The organism is Mycobacterium sp. 4D054 (genome assembly GCF_052245755.1).
Taxonomy (GTDB): domain Bacteria; phylum Actinomycetota; class Actinomycetes; order Mycobacteriales; family Mycobacteriaceae; genus Mycobacterium.
Window position 1 is genome coordinate 44,137 of the sequence record NZ_JBQQCF010000013.1, and the last position, 19,841, is coordinate 63,977.

Sequence of the window (19,841 nt, forward strand, 5' to 3'; positions counted from 1 at the left end):
TCATCCGATCTGCAGCGCCACCAGGCGCCAGCGGTTGTCGTGGCGGATGATCCGTCCCGCGACGGCGTGTACGCGGCCGCTGCGGGTGAACGACGCGAACACCTCCGCGGCGGTGACCTCCCCGTCGCTGCCGACGGAGCGGACCCGCACCCGTCGCAGCGTCGCGCTGCCCGTCCGCGGCGCCGCGGCGCGGGCGATGACGCAGTCGACGAGCACCGGCGGCATCAGCGGACGCAGCTGCGCCACGGGCCGGCGCCGGTCGATGACCTCGATGACCCGGCGCAACGCGGTCTCGGCGAACAGCACGGCCGACCGCGGCGGCGGCGGCTCGTGGGAAAGTGGCGGCGGACGGCGGGTGCGCACCGGTCGTTGCGGCGCCCGGTGCAGGGCTGCCCCGGACGGGACCGGGCACGGCGGCGCCGGGCGGGCCAACGGCCGTGGGCGGGGTTCGTAATCGACGACCGGCGAGGTTCTCCACGCCGACGGCGGCTGCGCGAGTTCGGACAGGTTGCGGGGTGCGGACATGCGGGCTCTCCAGTGATCGCGGTGGTCGATCTGCCGGAGAGTTGCAGACCGCTCCATGTTCGCACGGCTGCCGGACCCCATCGAGCACCTGATGTGCACATGTGGTGGGCTGCCCGGGGGAATGCCGATACCGTGGCAGGGTCCGTACAGCGACGAGGCGAATGGGGAGGCAGCGCCGCACATGGTGACGAGGTTGTCGGCGTCGGACGCGTCCTTCTTCCGCCTGGAGAACTCGGCGACGCCGATGTACGTCGGGTCGCTGCAGATCCTGCGCAGGCCCCGCAACGGGCTGAGCTACGAGACACTGCTGGCCACCGTCGAGCAGCGGCTACCGCAGATCCCTCGCTACCGGCAGAAGGTGCGCGAGGTAACCCTCGGACTGGCCCGGCCGGTGTGGATCGACGACCGTGACTTCGACATCACCTACCACGTCCGGCGCTCGGCGCTGCCGTCGCCGGGCAGCGACGCCCAGCTGCACGAACTGGTGGCCCGGCTCGGGTCCCGCCCGCTGGACAAGACCCGGCCACTGTGGGAGATGTACCTGGTCGAGGGCCTGGCCAAGAACCGGCTGGCCATCTACACGAAGTCGCATCAGGCGCTCGTCAACGGCATGACCGCGCTGGAGATCGGGCACGTGATCGCCGACCGCACCCAGAAGCCGCCGGAGTTCGGTGAGGACATCTGGATCCCCGGCCGCGAACCCGGTGACCGGCAGCTGCTGATGGGCGCGCTCGGTGAGTGGATCATGCGACCCACTGCGCAGGCCGCCGCCGTCCGCTCGATGATGACCGAGGCCGTCACCAACACCAGCCATCTCGTCGACCTCGGGCGTCGCGCCGCGGACGTGGCGCGCACCGTCGCCCGCGGCGCCGCGCCGAGCAGCCCGCTGAACACCACCGTGTCCCGCAACCGGCGCTTCTCAGTGGCCTCGGGCAGCCTCGACGAGTTCCGCGCCGTGAGGGCCCGCTACGACTGCGACGTCAACGACGTGGTGCTCGCGATGGTCGCCGGCGCGCTGCGCAACTGGCTGCTGTCGCGCGGGGAACCGGTGCGCGCGTCGACCACGGTGCGCGCGATGGCGCCGATGCCGGTGTACCCCGACGCCGAGATCGACTCCGCCGGTCCCGGCCAGGCGATCGGCGAGGTAGCGCCGTTTCTGGTGGATCTTCCTGTGGGAGAAGGGAATCCGGTGGTCAGGCTGTCCCAGATCGCGCACGCCACCGAAACGCATCCGACCGCGCCGGCCCTCGTCGACGCCCGCACCATCATCACGCTGTCGGGCTTCGCGCCACCGACGTTGCACGCCATGGGCATTCGTGTCGCGACGAGCTTCTCGGCGCGGCTGTTCAATCTACTCATCACGAATGCTCCCGGCGCCCAGAACCAGATGTACATCGCCGGCACGAAACTGCTGGAGTCCTACGCTGTTCCGCCGTTGCTGCACAACCAGACACTGGCGATCGGCGTCACGTCCTACAACGGGATGCTGTACTTCGGCATCAACGCCGACCGCGACGCGATGAGCGACGTCGACATGCTGCCCAGCCTGCTCCGCGAGAGCCTCGACGAGCTGGTGGAAGCCGCGCGGTGACCATGTCGTAGCGGGCCCGGGATTGACTGGGCAGCGCCACAAGGGTCGAATGGTCGGCGATGGCTGACTTTTCCGAGCACCAGGCGACCGTTGTTCCTTCTTCCGAGGGGGACGCCGACTCCGGCCGTCACCCGGTGCTCGACATCCCGGTCGAGGAGGAGCGGATCACCCGCAGTCGCGGCATCGACTGGGTGGTGTTCGGTGTCACCGCCGTCATCGCGCTCAGCTTCCTGACGTGGGGTTTCCTGAGCACCGAGACGCTGGCCGGCGTCTCGAGCGCGGCGCTGACCTGGGTGATGAACAACACCGGCTGGCTGTTCGTGCTCACCAGCACCGGCTTCGTGGTGTTCGTGCTGTACCTGGCGCTCGGCCGGTACGGCACGATCCCGCTGGGCCGCGACGACGAACCGCCGGAGTTCAAGGGGATCTCGTGGGTCGCGATGATGTTCAGCGCGGGCATGGGCATCGGGTTGATGTTCTTCGGGGTCGCCGAACCGTTGTCGCATTTCACGACCCCGCCGCCCGGTACCGGTCCGGCAGGCAACCCCGAGGCCGTGCAGAACGCGATGGCCACCACGCTGTTCCACTGGAGTCTGCACCCGTGGGCGATCTACGCCGTGGTGGGTCTGGCGATTGCCTACGGCGTGTACCGCAAGGGGCGTCTGCAGCTGATCAGTGCCGCGTTCGAACCGCTGCTCGGCCCCCGGGCCAACGGCGCGTGGGGCAAGGTCATCGACATGCTGGCGATCTTCGCCACGCTGTTCGGTTCGGCGGCCTCGCTGGGCTTGGGTGCCCTGCAGATTCGTAGCGGTCTGCAGATCGTCGGCGGCATCGGAGAGACCGGAAACACGATCCTGGTCGTCATCATCACGGTGCTGACACTGTGTTTCGTGCTGTCGGCGGTCTCCGGGGTGGCGCGCGGCATCCAGTGGCTGTCCAACATCAACATGGTGATGGCGATCGCGCTGGCCTTCTTCGTGTTCGTGGTCGGCCCTACGGTTTTCATTCTCAACCTGTTGCCGACCACGCTGGGTAGCTACTTCGCCGACCTGAGCATGATGTCGGCGCGCACCGGCGCCGAGGGTCCCGACGTCAACGCCTGGCTGCAGTCGTGGACGATCTTCTACTGGGCGTGGTGGGTGTCGTGGACACCGTTCGTCGGCATGTTCATCGCCCGCATCTCGCGGGGCCGCACCATCCGTCAGTTCGTCGCCGGCGTACTGGTGGTGCCGAGCCTGGTGTCACTGGTCTGGTTCGTGGTGTTCGGCGGTTCGGCGATCAACGTGCAACAGAGCGGCACCGATCTGGCCGGCGAGGGCGGCGTGGAGGAGCAGTTGTTCACACTGCTCGACCAGTATCCGATCGCGACGGTCGCCAGCGTGGTGGTCATGATCCTGGTGGCGATCTTCTTCGTCTCCGGCGCCGACGCCGCGTCGATCGTGATGGGCTCGCTGTCGCAGAAGGGCACCATCAGACCCAGCCGCGGCACCGTCGTGTTCTGGGGTGTGGCCACCGGCGCCGTCGCCGCGGTGATGCTGCTCGTCGGCGGCGAGGACGCACTGACCGGCCTGCAGACCATCACGATCATCGCGGCGCTGCCGTTTGTGCTGGTGATGGTCGGGCTGGCGGTGTCGCTGCTCAAGGATCTGCGTCGCGACCCGATGATCGTGCGGCGCGAATACGCCGTCGAGGCCGTGAACAGCGCGGTGATCGCCGGGGTCACCGCGCACGGCGACGACTTCGTGCTCGCCGTGCAGAAGGACCCGCACGCCGACACCGACGACGACGAGCCGAGCGCGTCGCGCTGAGCAGGTGAGCGCGACCGGGCGGCTACCCTTCAGGTCGTGCGCGTCTACGTCCCGGCAACACTGGCCATGCTGCAACGCCTGGTCGCCGACGAATCCCTGCGGCCCGTCAACGGGACCGCGTTCGCGGTGACGCCGGCGTTGCGGGAGGCCTATGCCGAGGGGGACGAGGACGAACTGGCCGATGTCGCCTTGCGTGAGGCGGCGCTGGCGTCGCTGCGCATCCTCGACGACGCGGGCACCGGTGGTCTGCCGCCGCGGCGGGTGGTGGTCGAAGCCGACCTCGACGACGACGCCGTCACCGCGCGGCCCGACCTCGACGACGCCGTGGTCCGCATCTCCGGGGCCGTCCCGCTCGACCGGGTGATCGCCGGCTACGTCGACACAGCGGCGGCCGAGGCCGCCGTGCTGGCCGCGACGGAGGTCATCGACGCCGCCGATCTCGGGGACGAGGACGCCGAGCTGACCGTCGGCGACGCCCAGGACCACGACCTGGCGTGGTACGCGCCCCAGGAGTTTCCGTTCCTGCTCGAGCTGCTCTGAGGCTGGATACGGTGCCGTAAGTTACGGTACCGTAGGTTCACGCGTCGCTCCGGTGGGTACGCCATCGACAGCCACAGCAAGCCGGGTAGGAGCCCATGGCCAAGAACACCATCAAGAACACCGCGAAGGTCGCCGACACGGTGCGGCCGACGATCGCCGGCGCCAAGGAACGGCCCGGCTGGCATCTGCTGCGCACCATCGCAGGCCGGATCACCACACCGTTGCTGCCCGACGACTACCTGCAACTGGCCAACCCGCTGTGGTCGGCCAGGGAACTGCGCGGACGCGTGCTCGAGGTGCGCCGCGAAACCGTCGACTCGGCCACCCTGGTCATCAAGCCGGGATGGGGGTTCTCGTTCGACTACGAGGCGGGTCAATACATCGGTATCGGACTGCTGGTCGACGGCCGTTGGCGCTGGCGGTCCTACTCTCTGACCAGCAGTCCCATCACCAGCAAGGGCTCGCGCACCATCACCATCACGGTCAAGGCGATGCCCGAGGGCTTTCTGTCGACACACCTGGTCGGCGGCGTCGCGCCCGGAACGATCGTCAGACTGGCTGCGCCGCAAGGCAACTTCGTCATGCCGAATCCGGCGCCCGACTCGGTGCTGTTCCTGACCGCAGGGTCGGGCATCACCCCGGTGATGTCGATGCTGCGCACGCTCGCGCGGCGTGAGCAGATCACCGACGTGGCACACGTGCACTCGGCGCCCACCGAGGACGACGTGATGTTCGGCGCCGAACTGTCCGCGCTGGCCGCCCGGCACGACGGTTACCGGCTGCAACTGCGGCCCACCCGCACCGTGGGTCGGCTGGACCTGGCCCGCCTGGACGAGGTGGTGCCCGATTGGCGGGAACGCCAGACGTGGGCGTGCGGACCCGAGGCCATGCTCGAAGCCGCCGAGCGGACCTGGGGGGCGGCCGGGATCGCCGACCGTCTGCACCTGGAGCGCTTCGCCGTCACCCGGGCCGCGCACGGCAGCGGCGGCACCGTCGAATTCTCCCGGTCGGGCAAGACCGCCACCGTCGACGGTGCAACCTCACTGATGGACGCGGGTGAGGCCGCCGGGATCCAGATGCCGTTCGGCTGCCGCATGGGCATCTGCCAGTCGTGCGTGGTGGGTCTGCTGGACGGCCATGTGCGCGACCTGCGCACCGGGGTGGAGCACGAGCCGGGAACCCGGGTGCAGACGTGCGTGTCGGCCGCATCGGGTGATTGTGTGCTCGACGTCTGACATTTACTGACTAGTAACCTACGACGACGTAGGTTACGGTAGCGTAGGTAGACGAGAGGAGGGCTGATAATGGCCATCACCGACGTACCAGAGTTCACGCACCTGACCGAGACCGACATCGAGAATCTCGGACGCGAACTGGACGCCATCCGCCAGGACATCGAGGACTCCCGAGGCGAGCGGGATGCGCGTTACATCCGCCGCACCATCGCCGCCCAGCGTGCGCTGGAGGTGGCCGGCCGGCTGATGCTGGCGGGCAGCTCCAAGCGCCGGTTCTGGTGGGCCGGCACCGCGACCTTGGGCGTGGCCAAGATCATCGAGAACATGGAGATCGGCCACAACGTCATGCACGGTCAGTGGGATTGGATGAACGATCCCGAGATCCATTCCTCCTCATGGGAATGGGACATGAGCGGCGCCTCCAAGCACTGGCGCTTCACCCACAACTTCATGCACCACAAGTACACGAACATCCTCGGCATGGACGACGACGTGGGCTACGGCGTCATCCGCGTGACCCGCGATCAGCGGTGGCGGCCGATGAACATGCTCAACCTGTTCTTCAACACCCTGCTCGCCGTCGGGTTCGAGTGGGGCGTGGGTCTGCAGCACCTGGAGCTCGGCAAGATCTCCAAGGGCCGCGACGATCGCCGGGCCACGCTGGTGCGGGTCCGTGAGTTCGGGGTCAAGGCCGGCCAGCAGGTGTTCAAGGACTACGTGGCGTTCCCCGCGGTGACGTCGCTGTCACCCGGCGCGACGTTCAAGTCGACGCTGACGGCCAACGCGGTCGCCAACGTGATCCGCAACATCTGGTCCAACGCGGTGATCTTCTGCGGCCATTTCCCCGACGGCGCAGAGAAATTCACCAAGACCGACATGATCGGTGAGAGCCGCGGCCAGTGGTACCTGCGGCAGATGCTCGGCAGCGCCAACTTCGACAACGGCCCCGTGCTGCGGTTCATGAGCGGCAACCTGTGCTACCAGATCGAGCATCACCTGTGCCCGGATCTGCCCAGCAACCGGCTCCACGAGATCTCGCTGCGGGTGCGCGAGCTCTGCGAGAAGTACGACCTGCCCTACACCACCGGCTCTTTCCTGGTGCAGTACGGCAAGTCGTGGCGCACGATCGCGAAACTGTCGCTGCCGGACCGGTTCCTGCGCGACACCGCCGACGACGCCCCCGAGACGCGCAGCGAGCGGATGTTCGCCGACCTGGATCCGTCCGAGCGGCGGGGGCTGAAGTCGGCGATCGCCGCGGTGCGCCGGCGCCGGCGCGAGAAGGCCGCCGTGAAGGCCGCGGTCAAGCCGCGGGACCTGGCTGCCTGAGTCTGCTTGCAGACACAGAATCGCCCGCTGTCAGCCGACAGCGGGCGATTCTGTGTCGTGCCACGCTGTCAGTCGGGGACGTAGTCGAACGTGTCCGGGTTCGGTCCGATGCGGCCGGACTCGCCCCGGTCGAGTGCGGAGATCGCGGCGACGTCGTCGTCGCCGAGTTCGAAGTCGAACAGCGCGAAGTTGTCCTTGATGCGTTGTAGCTTGACCGATTTCGGAAACACGATATCGCCGCGCTGGATGTGCCAACGCAGCACCACCTGGGCCGGCGTCTTGCCTGTCGCGTCGGCGATGCGGGTGACGACGGGATCGTCGAGCACCTTGCCCTGCGCGATCGGGGACCATGCCTCGGTCGCGATGCCGTGTTGCCGGCCGTAGGCGCGCACCTCGTCGTTGGCGAAGTACGGGTGCACCTCGATCTGGTTCACCGCCGGCACGGTGCCGGTCTCGTCGGCGAGCCGCTGCAGGTGCGCGACCTGGAAGTTCGACACGCCGATACTGCGCGCCCGGCCGTCATTCTTGAACTCCTCCAGTGTCTTCCACGTCGACACGTAGTCACCGTCGTACAGGGTGGGCAGCGGCCAGTGGATCAGGAACAGGTCGACATAGTCGGAGCCGAGTGCCTCCAGCGTGCCGTCGAACGCGCGGCGGGCGTCGTCGGGCCTGTGGAAGCCGTTGTTCAGCTTGCTGGTGACGAACACCTCGGAGCGGTCGATGCCGGCGTCACGGATGCCCTGGCCGACGCCCTGCTCGTTCTGATACATCTCGGCGGTGTCGATATGGCGGTAACCGACCTCGAGGGCCGACCGCACCGCGGCGGCCGTCTCGTCCGGCGGCACCTGGTAGACGCCGAAGCCGAGCTGCGGAATCGTGGCACCGTCGTTCAATTCAATCGTAGGTACGTTGCTCAAAGTCACTCCTCCTCATTCGCCGAAAGCGTGCCCGGCGGGCAGGCCCTGCAAACCATCCACGGGAACCAACATCCCGGCCGCCTTCACCCTTCCCGCAGCGCAGCCAGCAGCCGGCGGGCTGCGTGCACCCGGGCCTCGGCCGCGCCGGTCAGCCCGTCCAGCGCGCACTCAGGGTCTGCGGGCGGCCCCATGTGCCCGCAGCCCCGCGGACAGTCGTCGATCGCGTCGGCCAGATCGGAGAACGCCAGCACGACGTCGTCGGGCGCGATGTGGGCCAAACCGAACGACCGGATGCCCGGGGTGTCGATCACCCATCCGCCCGCCTTCAGCGGCAACGCCACCGACTGCGTCGAGGTGTGCCGGCCCTTGCCCACGTCGGTGACCGTGCCGATCGCCCGTTCCGCTTCGGGCACAAGGCGATTCACCAGCGTCGACTTACCGACCCCGGAATGGCCCAGCAGCGCGGTGACCTTGCCGGCCAGCAGGGCGCCGACCGCATCCAAAGGGTCGTCGCGCCCGGCGGTGGTGATGGTCAGATCGAGGTCGCGGAACTGTTCGGCGAACGGCGCTGCCGGTGCGAGGTCGGTCTTGGTCAGACACAGGATCGGCGTCAGTCCGCCGGCGTACGCGGCGATCAGCGTGCGTTCGACCAGACCCGTGCGGGGCGGCGGATCGGCCAGCGCCACCACGATCAGCAGCTGATCGGCGTTGGCGACCACCACCCGCTCGGTCGGATCGGTGTCATCTGCGGTGCGCCGCAACACTGTTCGGCGTTCACCGCGACGCACGATGCGGGCCAGGGTGTCGGCGCGGCCTGACAGGTCGCCCACCACGTCGACATCGTCGCCGACCACGATCGGTGTGCGGCCCAGCTCGCGGGCCCGCATCGCCGTCACCCGGCGCGCAGGGTCGCCGTCGAGGACGCAGCCCCAGCGGCCCCGGTCGACGGTCACCACCATGGCCCGCTCGGCGTCGGCGTGTTCGGGGCGGGTCTTGGTGCGCGGGCGAGTGCCGCGTCCGGGTCGGATCCGGACATCGGACTCGTCGTATTCGCGCTTGCTCAAAGGCTTTTATTTCCTCCGCGCGTGCGCGGCGCCGGTCTGAAGGTCGGTCTGACCGGCCAGCATGTCGGCCCACAGCTGCGGAAAGTCCGGCAGCGTCTTGGCGGTGGTGCCGATGTCCTCGACCTCGATGCCCGGCACCCGCAGGCCCACGATCGCTCCGGCGGTCGCCATCCGATGGTCGGCATAGGACCGCCACACGCCGCCGTGCATCTGCCGGGCGGTGATCACGAGGCCGTCCTCGGTCTCCTCACATTGCCCGCCGACGCGGTTCAGCTCGGCGCTCAGCGCTGCCAATCGGTCGGTTTCGTGCCCGCGCAGATGCGCGATGCCGCGCAGCCGTGACACCGAGCCGGGGGTGGCCAGCGCCGCCATCGCCGCAACCGACGGGGCGAGCTCACCGACGTCGCGCAGGTCGACGTCGATGCCGTCATAAGCCGTCGCGCCCTGCACCTCCAGGTAGGAATCACCTTGCCGCACATGGGCTCCCAGGCCGGTAAGCAGCGACAGGATGGTATCGGCGGGCTGTGTGCTGGCCGTCGGCCAGCCCATGATCCGCACTGTGCCCCCGCTGATCACGGCGGCAGCCAGGAAGGGGACCGCGTTGGACAGGTCGGGTTCGACGACCCAGTGCCGGGCCGCGATCGGGCCCGGCGCCACCTGCCAGCGGTTGGTGGCGCTGTCGTCGACCTCGACGCCGGCGTCGCGCAGCATCGCCACCGTCATCGCGATGTGCGGAGCGGACGGCACCGCGCCGCCGGTGTGCACGACGGTCAGACCCTCGGTGAACGCGGCGCCGGACAACAGCAGCCCCGACACGAACTGCGACGATCCCGACGCGTCGATCTCGACTGTGCCGCCGCGTACCGATCCCTGGCCGCGCACCGTGAACGGCAGACCGTCACCGTCGACGGACACCCCCAGCCCGCGCAACCCGTCCAGCAACGGGGCGATCGGGCGCGAGCGGGCCTGCTCGTCGCCGTCGAACGTGACGTCCTCGGTGGTCAGCGCCGCGACCGGCGGGACGAACCGCAGCACCGTCCCGGCCAGACCGCAGTCGATGCGTGCCTCGGCCTCGGGAGCCAACGCCCCGCCGAGGGTCAGCTCGGTGGCGTCGCTGTCGTCGGACTCAACGGACACCCCGAGCCCCTGCAGGGCCGCGATCATCAGGTCGGTGTCCCGGCTGCGTAGCGCTCCGCTGACCGTCGACACCCCCTGGGGCACCGCCAGCGCGGCCAGCACCAGCGCCCGGTTGGTCTGTGATTTCGAGCCCGGCACGGTGACGGTCGCATGGATGGGCGTAGCTGTCGACGGTGCCGGCCAGGTAGTCACGGGTTCATTGTTCCCTGTCGCGGACCCGGGGCGTGAAAGCACCCTGGACGTCGCCCGTCGCGCCGGATTCTCCGGGTCTGGAACCATGGAGACCATGTGCGGACGATTCGCGGTGACGACCGATCCGGCGCTGCTGGCCGAGAAGATCAAGGCCATCGACGAGGCGACGGCAGAGCGCAAGGACGCGCCGGGCCCCAACTACAACGTGGCGCCGACGACCACGGTCGCGACCGTCGTCAAACGCCACACCGACCCCGACGACGAGGCGACCCGGCGGGTGCGGCTGATGCGCTGGGGCCTGGTGCCGCCGTGGGCGAAGGCCACCGACGACGGCGGCCCGGACACCAAGAGCGGACCCCTGCTGATCAACGCCCGCTCCGACAAGGTGACCTCCTCGCCGGCGTTCCGCAGCTCGGCCAAGGCCAAGCGGTGCCTGGTGCCGATGGACGGCTGGTACGAATGGCGCGGCGACAAGGGCGCCAAGACACCGTTTTTCATGTACGCCGGCGACGGTGAACCGCTGTTCATGGCGGGGTTGTGGTCGACGTGGCGCCCCAAGGACGCCGGCAAGGACACCAAACCTTTGCTGAGCTGCACGATCATCACCACCGACGCCGCCGGGCCGCTGGCCGACATCCATGACCGGATGCCGCTGACCGTCAGCGAGCGCGATTGGGACCGCTGGCTGGACCCGGACGCCCCGATAGACGAGGGCCTGCTGCGCGGCCACGGCGACCTCGACCGTATCGAGATCCGTGAGGTGTCGAAGCTGGTGAACAGCGTGCGCAACAACGGCCCGGAACTCATCGCGCCGGTCGAGCCGCAGGCCGAGCAGGGCACGCTGCTTTGAGCCACCCGCTGCACGCCTCCGGCGTGGTCGACACGCTGGCCGCCGATCTGCGGGCCGCCGAGTACACCACCGACGGGGTGGCCGAACTGCTCGGAGCCGACGCCTCGGCGGCGTTCAGCCGCGGACTGTGGTGGTCGGCGCTGCGCGCGACCGACCGCGCCGAACCGGGCGACCGTCCGCTGGCCACGTTGGTCCGGCTGTTCCTGCTGGGCACCGCCGAGTCCAGGGACCGGGTCGGGCAGGCGCTGCCCGGCGCGGGCGTCGACGCGCTCATCGACAACGGCGTCGTCGAACCCGCCGGCCCGGACACGGTGCGCGCCGTGCTCGACATCCGGCCGCACAGCGACGGCGCGCGCGACTTCCTGGTGGTCTCCGACCAGGATTCCGCGCTGCGGTCGGGTCCTGTCCGTCACGACCACGTCCTGGGCATCGGCGGGGCGTCGGTGTCGCTGGCCCACGCCGTCGTGCGCTCTCCGGTACGTCGCGCGCTGGATCTGGGCACCGGATGCGGGATCCAGGCGCTGCACCTCGACGCGCACTGCGAAGACATCGTCGCCACCGACACCAACCCGCGGGCGCTGGCGCTCGCGGCGGCCACCGCACGCCTCAACGGCATGTCCTGGGATCTGCGGTGCGGCAGCATGTTCGAGCCGGTGGCCGGTGAACGTTTCGACCTGATCGTGTCCAACCCGCCGTTCGTGGTCGGCGCCGGAACGCTCGACTACATCTACCGCGACTCGGGGATGGCCGGAGATGCGCTGTGCCAGAACCTCATCGAGCAGGTCGCTGAGGTTCTGGAGCCTGGCGGCACCGCCCAGATCATGGCGAACTGGATCGTGCGCCGCGGCCAGGAGGAGGGAGCCTGGCGCGACCGCGTGGGTTCCTGGCTGGCCGGGACCGGGTTGCACGCCTGGGTGGTGCAGCGCGAGTTCGCGGATCCCATCAGCTACGTCTCGCTGTGGACGTCGGATGCCGGTGAGCCGCCCGAGGACGCGGCGCGCCGGGGCGGGCAGTGGCTGGACTGGTTCGACGCCGAGGGCGTCGCCGGGGTCGGCATGGGCATGATCACCCTCCGCGCTCCCCGCGTCGGCGAAACCCGAAGTCCCGACCAGGTTTTCGAAGAGATCACCGGCGCCGACGAGGCGCTGACGGGCCCCGAGGTCGAGGCGTTCCTGGCCCGCCGCGAGTACCTGCACGACACCGGTGACGAGCAACTGCTCGCCGCCCGGCTGTCCACCGCGCCGGTGTTCCTTGAAGAGCAGTCCCTGCCCGGGCCCGACGGCTGGCAGGTGGTCGGCGCCGCGGTACGCCGCCCGGGCGGTCCGGGCGCGGTGATCGGCGTCGACGAGGTTTCGCGCGCGCTGTTCGCCGGCTGCCGCGGCGAGGTCCCGCTGGGCACGCTGATCGATCTGCTGGCCCGTTTTCACGGCGTGGACGCCGACGCGCTGGCCACAGCGGCACTGCCGGTGGTCCGCGAGGCGATCGGACGCGGCATCCTCTATCAGGCGCAGTGAGAACTCACGCACGCACCGTCGCGGTGACCACCACATAGGGGGCTTCGAAGGCCACCGCGCCGGACGCCTCGACGTGCCGCTGCAAGGTGTTCTCGAACTCCGTCGCCAGCCTGTCCTGCTGGGCGGGGTCGGCGCGGCGGAAGGTCTCCACGTGCACCGGAGACTCCGCGCGCAGGAAGTGCATTGCCGCGTCCAGCGACTCGAACTCCCACCGGTGCCGGCCGCGCAGAATGTCGATGTCATCGAAATGCGGCGCCAGTCGGGCGGTCAACAGGTCGGTGTCGCCCCATTGATCGGGGGAGAAGCCGGACGACGCCGGCGGGCCCAGCACCGCGACGACGGGGTCGAAGAACGGATTGCTGGTGGCGCGCACCCACGCCGAAAAGGCAAGAACGCCCCTGGGTTTGAGAAGGCGGATGATCTCGGTGACCTGCGCGGCGGGGTCGACGAAGATGATGCCCATGTTCGACACCGCCGCGTCGAACGCCCCGGCCGGCAGCCCCGTGTCGGACGCGTCGCCGGTGCGCCAGGTGACCGATTCGGCGCCGTCGCGTCGCCCGGCGATGGTCAGCAGTTCCGGGGTGTAGTCGACACCGGTGACCTGTGCACCGCGGGCGGCCGCAGCCAGCGCGGCACTGCCGGTGCCGCAGGCGAGGTCGACCACCGCGCAGTCGCGCAGGGAACGGCGTCGGTGCGCTGCGTCGACGACCTGCTCGGCGATCGAGGCTATGCGGTCACCCACCGCGTCGTAGCGTCCGGCGGACCAGATTGTCGAGGAGACCATGGGGTCAGCCTGCCACGGCCTCGGCTGGCGCGGTGTGTGCCGTGCGCTCTCGCGAAAGTGCCTTCACGGTAGTGATCAGGCGCGCGGCGCTACCGTGGTGGCGCTCTCGCGAACGCTACGGGCCCGTGTAGCCCGGCGGGTTGGCCGACTCGACCCAGAAATCCACGCCGAGATCGGATCCCGGCACGCAGTCGTACACCGACAGGTCGGTGACCCCGGACTCCAGCAGCACGTCCTCGCACAACAAGGTGTTGCCGGTGTAGCTCGACGGCTTGGTCAGGATCACGTACGCCGCGTCCGAATACACCTCGGGCTTGCGTGCACGCGCCATCGACTCGTCTCCGCCGAGGAGATTCTGCACAGCCGCGGTGGCCACCATCGTGCGCGGCCACAACGTGTTCGACGCGATGCCCGCCTCCCGCATCTCCTCGGCGATTCCCAACGCGCACAAGGTCATCCCGAACTTCGCCATCATGTACGGCGTGGGCTTGAGCCATTTCGGCTCGAGGAGAACCGGCGGGGACAGCGTCAGGATGTGCGGGTTGTCGCGGCCCTTCATGTGCGGGATGCAGGCCTGCGACACCGCGTAGGTGCCGCGCACCTGGATGCCGTTCATCAGATCGAAGCGTTTGAGCGGGACTTCCTCGATGGAGCCCAGGTTGATCGCCGAGGCGTTGTTGACGCAGATATCGATGCCGCCGAACTGCTCGACGGTCTCGGCCACCGCGGCTGCCACCGAATCCCCGTCGCGCACATCTCCGACGATCGGCAACGCCTGCCCGCCGACCTCCTCGATCTCCTTGGCCGCGGTGTAGACCGTGCCGGGCAGCTTCGGATGCGGCTCGGCGGTCTTGGCGACCAGCGCGATGTTGGCGCCGTCGGCGGCCACCCGTTTGGCGATTGCCAGACCGATGCCGCGGCTGGCGCCCGAAATGAACATGGTTTTGCCGGCTAGAGACATGGGCCCACCCTAGAGCGCACAGATGTCGGCGGTGACGGCATTGGTCAGGCGCACCAGATCGTGCGGATCCAGCGAGATGTCCCACCCCCGTTTCCCGGCGCTGCACAGCACCCTGTCCCAGTGCAGTGCCGACGAATCGACCACGGTGGGCAGCGCCCGACGCTGGCCGATGGGGGAGATGCCGCCCACCACGTAGCCGGATGAGCGCTGGGCGTCGGCCGGGTCGGCCATCGTCGCCTTCGCCGCGCCGAGCGCGGCGGCGGCCGCCTTCAGCGACAGCTTCGACGGCACCGGCAGCACCGCGACACCCAGCCCTTTCGGCAGCGCCACGACCAGCGTCTTGAGGATCTGCGAGGGGTCGATACCGCCGGCCTGCGCGAGTTCGGCCACCGCCTCCTCACCGAACGAGTCGTTGCGGGAATCGTGCCGGTACTGAAGAACGTCGTGGGGAATACCCGCAGCCACGAGGGCCGCGATCGCCGGTGTCGCTGCACGTGCCACCGGCACAGCGTAGGGCGGGGCGGGAACAAGCGCCCCGGTGGCCGGTGTTGTTCACGACAGCTCTGGACGGGCGTCAGCCCCGGTCAGCGGCTGTCGTCGGAGTCAACCTTTAGGATCGGCAGAAGGGGATTGATGGTGGCATTGTTGGCCATGGAGGCCCCATCGGGTTCGGTGCATTTACTGGACGTGATCGGCGGCGCCGCTACAGAAGGGACGGTGTTCCCCAGGATGACTGACACCAGCGGGTCGGCCGCGGAGGCGACCCTCGACGTTGACACCCAGGTCCGGGAGGAGACCGACGCCGAGCTGACCGCGCGATTCGAGCGCGACGCGATCCCGCTGCTCGACCAGCTCTACGGCGGCGCGTTGCGGATGACGCGCAATCCCGCCGATGCCGAGGATCTGCTGCAGGAGACGATGGTCAAGGCCTACTCCGGGTTCCGCTCATTCCGTGAGGGCACCAACCTCAAGGCGTGGCTGTACCGGATCCTGACCAACACCTACATCAACAGCTACCGCAAGAAACAGCGCCAGCCGGCGGAGTATCCGACCGAGGAGATCACCGACTGGCAGCTGGCGGCCAACGCCGAGCACTCCTCGACGGGGTTGCGGTCAGCGGAGGTGGAAGCGCTCGAGACGCTGCCCGACAACGAGATCAAGGAAGCTCTGCAGGCTCTGCCCGAGGAGTTCAGGATGGCGGTGTACTACGCCGACGTCGAAGGCTTCCCGTACAAGGAGATCGCCGAGATCATGGACACGCCGATCGGAACGGTGATGTCGAGGCTGCACCGCGGCCGACGTCAACTGCGTGAACTGCTCGCCGGCGTGGCCCGCGACCGCGGCTTCATCCGGGGTGAGCGCTCCGGTACGCCGGAGGAGGTGACCTCGTGAGCGACGCTGAGAACACCCAGGAGCGCTGGAAGCCACCGATCGGCCCGGTCGACCCGGAGCATCCGGAATGCGCCGCGGTGATCGCCGAAGTCTGGACGCTGCTCGACGGGGAGTGCACGGTCGAAACGCGAGACAAGCTCCGCCAGCACCTCGAAGAATGCCCGGCGTGCCTGCGCCATTACGGCATCGAGGAGAAGATCAAGAAGCTGATCGCCGTCAAGTGCGGCGGTGAGCGGGCCCCGGAGGGTTTGCGGGAACGCCTGCGAATCCAGATCAGTCAGACCACGATCATCCGTCGCGGCTAGACCTGCCGCGGACACAAATCCGCCCGGCCTCTTCACGAGTGCCGGGCGGTTGTGTTTCCGCGGAAGTCAGCGGCCTACGGACTTCGAGCCTGCGTTGGGGCGCTTGCCGTGGTTGGCCTTCGAGTGCTTGCGGTCGCGCTTCTTTCGGCCACGCTTGGCCATGGTGTACCTCCAGGTGGTTATCGGGTGTCACGCCGCGCAGCGGTGTGCGTTGACCCTATTGTCGCATGCTTTGCCGACACCAATTTCGCCGCGGGCTGTGACCGGCGACATGGGTCGCAGCGGTGTGGTTCGATAGACCGGTCAAGCACCAGTGGAAATGAGTGGGGTGAAGATGGCCGAGGATGTTCGCGCGGAAATCGTGGCCAGCGTGCTGGAGGTCGTGGTTCACGAAGGCGATCAGATCGGCGAAGGCGACACCCTGGTGCTGCTCGAGTCGATGAAAATGGAGATCCCGGTGCTCGCCGAGGTCGCCGGCACCGTCAGCAAGGTCAGCGTGTCCGTCGGCGACGTCATCCAGGCCGGTGACCTCATCGCCGTCATCAGCTAGCGCCCTGACGAGGACGGATCTTCTGCACCGCACAACCGTCGTAAGCCATGTCCACACTCGGTGACCTGCTCGCCGAGCACACCGTGCTGCCCGGCAATGCCGTGGACCACCTCCACGCGGTGGTCGGTGAGTGGCAGCTGCTCGCCGACATGTCCTTCGCCGACTACCTGATGTGGGTGCGGCGCGACGACGACAGATTGGTGTGTGTCGCGCAGGTGCGGCCGAACACCGCCCCGACGGTGCTGCTGGCCGACGCGGTGGGCACGCTGGCCGAGCCCGAGGACATCCCGATCGTGGCCGCGGCGTTCCGCTCCGGCGACATCGGACGCGTCACCATCGACGGCCAGTACGGCTCGCCGGGCCTGAACGTCGAGGCCGTGCCGGTGCGCCACGGCAGCGACGTCGTCGCGGTGCTGACCCACCAGACCTCGTTGGCCCCGCGCCAGGTCAGCCCGCTGGAGGCCGCGTACGTCGCCTGTGCCGGCGATCTGCTGCAGATGCTGTCCGAAGGCACCTTCCCCAACGTCGGCGACCTCGCGATGTCGCGCTCCAGCCCCCGCGTCGGTGACGGCTTCATCCGGCTGGACGAAGCCGGTGTGGTCACCTTCGCCAGCCCGAACGCGATCTCGGCCTACCACCGGATGGGGCTGACCGCCGAACTGGACGGTCACGACCTCGTCAGCGTCACCCGTCCCCTGATCTCGGACCCGTTCGAGGCGCAGGAGCTCGCCAATCACGTCCGTGATTCGCTCGCCGGCGGCTCCAGCATGCGGATGGAGGTCGACGCCGGGGGCGCCACCGTTTTGCTGCGCACGTTGCCACTGGAGGCGCACGGGGTGGGTATGGGCGCGGCGGTGCTCATCCGCGATGTCACCGAGGTCAAGCGCCGCGACCGCGCGCTGCTCTCGAAGGACGCGACGATCCGTGAGATCCATCACCGGGTGAAAAACAATCTGCAGACCGTCGCGGCGCTGCTGCGGCTTCAGGCGCGCCGGACGAACAATCCCGAAGGCCGTGAGGCACTGATGGAATCGGTGCGACGAGTCTCGTCGATCGCGCTGGTGCACGACGCGCTGTCGATGTCGGTCGACGAGGAGGTCAACCTCGACGAGGTGATCGACCGCATCCTGCCGATCATGAATGACGTTGCGGCAGTGGATTCCCCGATTCGGATCAACCGCGTGGGCGACCTCGGCGTGCTGGACGCGGACCGCGCGACCGCGTTGATCATGGTCATCACCGAACTGGTGCAGAACGCGATCGAGCACGCCTTCGATCCGGCGGCGCCGCAGGGCTGCGTAACGATCCGGGCGCAGCGTTCGGCCCGCTGGCTCGACGTCGTGGTCCACGACGACGGGCGGGGACTGCCCGACGGGTTCAGCCTGGAGAAGTCGGATCGGCTGGGCCTGCAGATCGTGCGCACACTGGTCGCGGCCGAGCTCGACGGTTCCCTCGGTATGCACAACACGAGCGCCGGAGGCACCGATGTGATTTTGCGAGTGCCGATCGGCAGACGGGTCAGAGTCAGCCAATACTGACGCGCTGTGCCATTTCTGTTAATTGCTGATTTTAATTCAAGGCATTACACAAAGTTACGGCCCCGACTGTCGTCGGGGCCGTCGCTGCGTATGCAGGAAAAGGTCAGACCCCGGTGCGGGCCTTCGTCCTGGCGTTGCGACGCTTGAGCGCACGACGCTCGTCCTCGCTCATGCCGCCCCACACGCCGGCGTCCTGTCCGGACTCCAAAGCCCAGCTCAGGCAATCCGCGGTGACCGGGCAGCGGTTGCAGACGAGCTTCGCGTCAGCGATCTGGGCAAGCGCCGGGCCGCTGTTTCCGACCGGGAAGAACAGCTCCGGATCTTCGTCGCGACAGACCGCCTTGTGGCGCCAATCCATAAGATCAAACTCCTCGTCAATGTCATGTGTGCGCAGCAGAGCGCACGCGCTTTACTTCGGCTGTTAACGCAAGCGCACCAAATGTTTCTGCGCTGTTGCATCCGATGCTTTCACAGGCTGAACAGATGTCAATAGAACTTCGTTAACTCGTGGGCTATCTCACTACCGAGGACCGCTAACCGATCCCTCACTCCGTTGTACTACGCTCTATCCATCTGCGCCCTAATTCATCCGCGCAAATTTCGTCACACCGACTATCCGTGCAGCTCAGGGGTGCTTATCGACCCATTTTCGGCAGCGGTGCGACCGCCTGAAGGGCGTCGGGCACCGAGGTGAACCGCATCTTGTCGCGCGTCCCGATGTGATCCCCGTCGATCTGGCACGCGACCGGGGTGTCGCTCGTCACCTCCAGCCACGGCAGGTCGTCGTCACGAACCAGATGCCTGGCCGCCAGCTTCGGTTTACGCGACACCATCTGCCGCACCAGGCCGAGGTTGGACCACACGTTCATGCTCGTGGTCGCGAACACCCCCAGCCCCGTTTCGAACGTGGTGTCCGGGTTGGTCCACACGGGCCGGGCGTTGGCGTAGGTCCACGGGCTGGAGTTCGACACGAACGCGAAATGGACGCCCGGAATGGGTTCGGTGCCGGGCAGGTGCAGCGTCAGCGACGGCTCCTTGCGTGCGCTGGCCAGCACCTCGCGGATCGCCACCCGGATGTAGCGGGAGGCGGTCACCTTGCGGCCCTTGGCCCGTTGAGCCTCGACCGCGGCCACCACGTCGCCATCGACGCCCATACCCGCGGTGAAGACCGCCCAGCGCTCCTGGCAGTCCATCAGCCCGATACGGCGCCAGGACCCATTGCGCCGGTAGTCGCCGAGCAGGTCGACGAGTTGATTGGTGGCCTCGATCGGGTCGGGGCTGATGCCCAGCGCGCGGGCGAACACGTTGGCCGAGCCGCCAGGCACCACCCCGACGGCAGGCCCGCCGGCGCCCGGTCCGCACTGCCCGAGAACGCCGTTGACCACCTCGTTCACCGTGCCGTCGCCGCCGTGCACGATCAGCACATCGACGCCGTCGCGAGCGGCCTGCTGGGCGATCTCGACGGCGTGGCCGCGGTGATCGGTGTGAACGACGGTCAGGCGGACGCGGCTCTCCAGCGCGTGGGCCAACAGGTCACGGCCGGCCGGCGTCGTCGATGTGGCATTCGGGTTCACGATCAGCACGGCACGCACGGGGCCTGAGCCTAGCGCCC

Annotated in this window: 21 protein-coding genes; 11 read left to right on the forward strand and 10 right to left on the reverse strand. The window is 68.5% G+C overall.

The window, feature by feature from the left end; translation table 11 throughout:
* Complete coding sequence (locus ACTWP6_RS11955) at positions 1 to 525, reverse strand: Rv3235 family protein (protein WP_443187783.1); 525 nt, start codon at positions 523 to 525, stop codon at positions 1 to 3.
* 181 nt (positions 526 to 706) lie between these two features.
* Between ACTWP6_RS11955 and ACTWP6_RS11960 the strand changes: the two genes are divergently transcribed.
* From ACTWP6_RS11960 to ACTWP6_RS11980, 5 genes are all read left to right on the forward strand, one after another.
* Positions 707 to 2,116 (forward strand): WS/DGAT/MGAT family O-acyltransferase, encoded by a 1,410-nt coding sequence (locus ACTWP6_RS11960; RefSeq protein ID WP_260757993.1) that lies wholly within the window; start codon positions 707 to 709, stop codon positions 2,114 to 2,116.
* A gap of 59 nt (positions 2,117 to 2,175) precedes the next feature.
* Positions 2,176 to 3,924, forward strand: coding sequence for a BCCT family transporter (locus tag ACTWP6_RS11965; RefSeq protein ID WP_260757729.1), 1,749 nt, complete (start codon positions 2,176 to 2,178; stop codon positions 3,922 to 3,924).
* Positions 3,925 to 3,960: 36 nt separating this feature from the next.
* On the forward strand, positions 3,961 to 4,464 hold the full coding sequence (locus tag ACTWP6_RS11970; protein WP_396885296.1) for a DUF6912 family protein: 504 nt from the start codon (positions 3,961 to 3,963) through the stop codon (positions 4,462 to 4,464).
* Between the two features lie 95 nt (positions 4,465 to 4,559).
* Complete coding sequence (locus tag ACTWP6_RS11975; RefSeq protein WP_260757730.1) at positions 4,560 to 5,699, forward strand: ferredoxin reductase; 1,140 nt, start codon at positions 4,560 to 4,562, stop codon at positions 5,697 to 5,699.
* Positions 5,700 to 5,768: 69 nt separating this feature from the next.
* Entirely contained in the window at positions 5,769 to 7,025 is a 1,257-nt protein-coding gene (locus ACTWP6_RS11980) for a fatty acid desaturase family protein (protein ID WP_443187784.1), read from the forward strand.
* A 68-nt stretch (positions 7,026 to 7,093) separates the two neighbouring features.
* On the opposite strand, the gene ACTWP6_RS11985 is transcribed toward ACTWP6_RS11980, so the two are convergent.
* The 3 genes from ACTWP6_RS11985 to aroA all read right to left on the reverse strand — a co-directional run bounded on the left by ACTWP6_RS11985 (position 7,094) and on the right by aroA (position 10,335).
* On the reverse strand, positions 7,094 to 7,942 hold the full coding sequence (locus tag ACTWP6_RS11985) for an aldo/keto reductase (protein ID WP_443187785.1): 849 nt from the start codon (positions 7,940 to 7,942) through the stop codon (positions 7,094 to 7,096).
* Positions 7,943 to 8,025: 83 nt separating this feature from the next.
* Positions 8,026 to 9,006: a ribosome small subunit-dependent GTPase A gene (gene rsgA / locus ACTWP6_RS11990; RefSeq protein WP_260757733.1), complete on the reverse strand. Its 981-nt coding sequence runs from the start codon at positions 9,004 to 9,006 to the stop codon at positions 8,026 to 8,028.
* Positions 9,007 to 9,012: 6 nt separating this feature from the next.
* A complete protein-coding gene (gene aroA, locus ACTWP6_RS11995; RefSeq protein WP_443187786.1) occupies positions 9,013 to 10,335 on the reverse strand; it encodes a 3-phosphoshikimate 1-carboxyvinyltransferase in 1,323 nt (440 codons plus the stop codon).
* A gap of 94 nt (positions 10,336 to 10,429) precedes the next feature.
* Here aroA and ACTWP6_RS12000 point away from each other — a divergent pair, with 94 nt between their 5' ends.
* Both ACTWP6_RS12000 and ACTWP6_RS12005 read left to right on the forward strand, forming a co-directional pair.
* Positions 10,430 to 11,185 (forward strand): SOS response-associated peptidase, encoded by a 756-nt coding sequence (locus ACTWP6_RS12000; RefSeq protein WP_443187787.1) that lies wholly within the window; start codon positions 10,430 to 10,432, stop codon positions 11,183 to 11,185.
* Positions 11,182 to 12,699: a DUF7782 domain-containing protein gene (locus ACTWP6_RS12005; protein ID WP_443187788.1), complete on the forward strand. Its 1,518-nt coding sequence runs from the start codon at positions 11,182 to 11,184 to the stop codon at positions 12,697 to 12,699. The genes ACTWP6_RS12000 and ACTWP6_RS12005 overlap by 4 nt, the downstream gene beginning before the upstream one ends.
* Before the next feature lie 4 nt (positions 12,700 to 12,703).
* Here the strand turns inward: ACTWP6_RS12005 and ACTWP6_RS12010 are convergent, their stop codons facing one another.
* From ACTWP6_RS12010 to ybaK, 3 genes are all read right to left on the reverse strand, one after another.
* A complete protein-coding gene (locus ACTWP6_RS12010) occupies positions 12,704 to 13,483 on the reverse strand; it encodes a class I SAM-dependent methyltransferase (protein ID WP_260757737.1) in 780 nt (259 codons plus the stop codon).
* Between the two features lie 115 nt (positions 13,484 to 13,598).
* Positions 13,599 to 14,444, reverse strand: coding sequence for an SDR family oxidoreductase (locus ACTWP6_RS12015; RefSeq protein ID WP_260757738.1), 846 nt, complete (start codon positions 14,442 to 14,444; stop codon positions 13,599 to 13,601).
* A gap of 9 nt (positions 14,445 to 14,453) precedes the next feature.
* Positions 14,454 to 14,945, reverse strand: a complete 492-nt coding sequence (ybaK, locus tag ACTWP6_RS12020) for a Cys-tRNA(Pro) deacylase (protein ID WP_260757739.1) — start codon at positions 14,943 to 14,945, stop codon at positions 14,454 to 14,456.
* 228 nt (positions 14,946 to 15,173) lie between these two features.
* Between ybaK and ACTWP6_RS12025 the strand changes: the two genes are divergently transcribed.
* A complete protein-coding gene (locus tag ACTWP6_RS12025; protein ID WP_260757740.1) occupies positions 15,174 to 15,836 on the forward strand; it encodes a sigma-70 family RNA polymerase sigma factor in 663 nt (220 codons plus the stop codon).
* 38 nt (positions 15,837 to 15,874) lie between these two features.
* Positions 15,875 to 16,141: a mycothiol system anti-sigma-R factor gene (rsrA, locus tag ACTWP6_RS12030; RefSeq protein WP_260757996.1), complete on the forward strand. Its 267-nt coding sequence runs from the start codon at positions 15,875 to 15,877 to the stop codon at positions 16,139 to 16,141.
* Between the two features lie 66 nt (positions 16,142 to 16,207).
* Here the strand turns inward: rsrA and ACTWP6_RS12035 are convergent, their stop codons facing one another.
* Entirely contained in the window at positions 16,208 to 16,303 is a 96-nt protein-coding gene (locus ACTWP6_RS12035) for a 50S ribosomal protein bL37 (protein ID WP_006245863.1), read from the reverse strand.
* 172 nt (positions 16,304 to 16,475) lie between these two features.
* Between ACTWP6_RS12035 and ACTWP6_RS12040 the strand changes: the two genes are divergently transcribed.
* Positions 16,476 to 16,691 carry a biotin/lipoyl-binding carrier protein gene (locus ACTWP6_RS12040; RefSeq protein WP_006245864.1) on the forward strand — a complete coding sequence of 72 codons (216 nt, stop codon included), beginning with the start codon at positions 16,476 to 16,478 and terminating at the stop codon, positions 16,689 to 16,691.
* A gap of 47 nt (positions 16,692 to 16,738) precedes the next feature.
* The gene (locus ACTWP6_RS12045; RefSeq protein WP_260757741.1) at positions 16,739 to 18,229 is read left to right on the forward strand and encodes a sensor histidine kinase; all 1,491 of its coding nucleotides are present in this window, start codon (positions 16,739 to 16,741) and stop codon (positions 18,227 to 18,229) included.
* A gap of 103 nt (positions 18,230 to 18,332) precedes the next feature.
* Here the strand turns inward: ACTWP6_RS12045 and whiB1 are convergent, their stop codons facing one another.
* Complete coding sequence (whiB1, locus tag ACTWP6_RS12050) at positions 18,333 to 18,587, reverse strand: transcriptional regulator WhiB1 (protein WP_260757742.1); 255 nt, start codon at positions 18,585 to 18,587, stop codon at positions 18,333 to 18,335.
* Positions 18,588 to 18,864: 277 nt separating this feature from the next.
* A complete protein-coding gene (locus tag ACTWP6_RS12055) occupies positions 18,865 to 19,821 on the reverse strand; it encodes a diacylglycerol/lipid kinase family protein (protein ID WP_260757743.1) in 957 nt (318 codons plus the stop codon).
* Positions 19,822 to 19,841 lie beyond the last annotated feature (20 nt).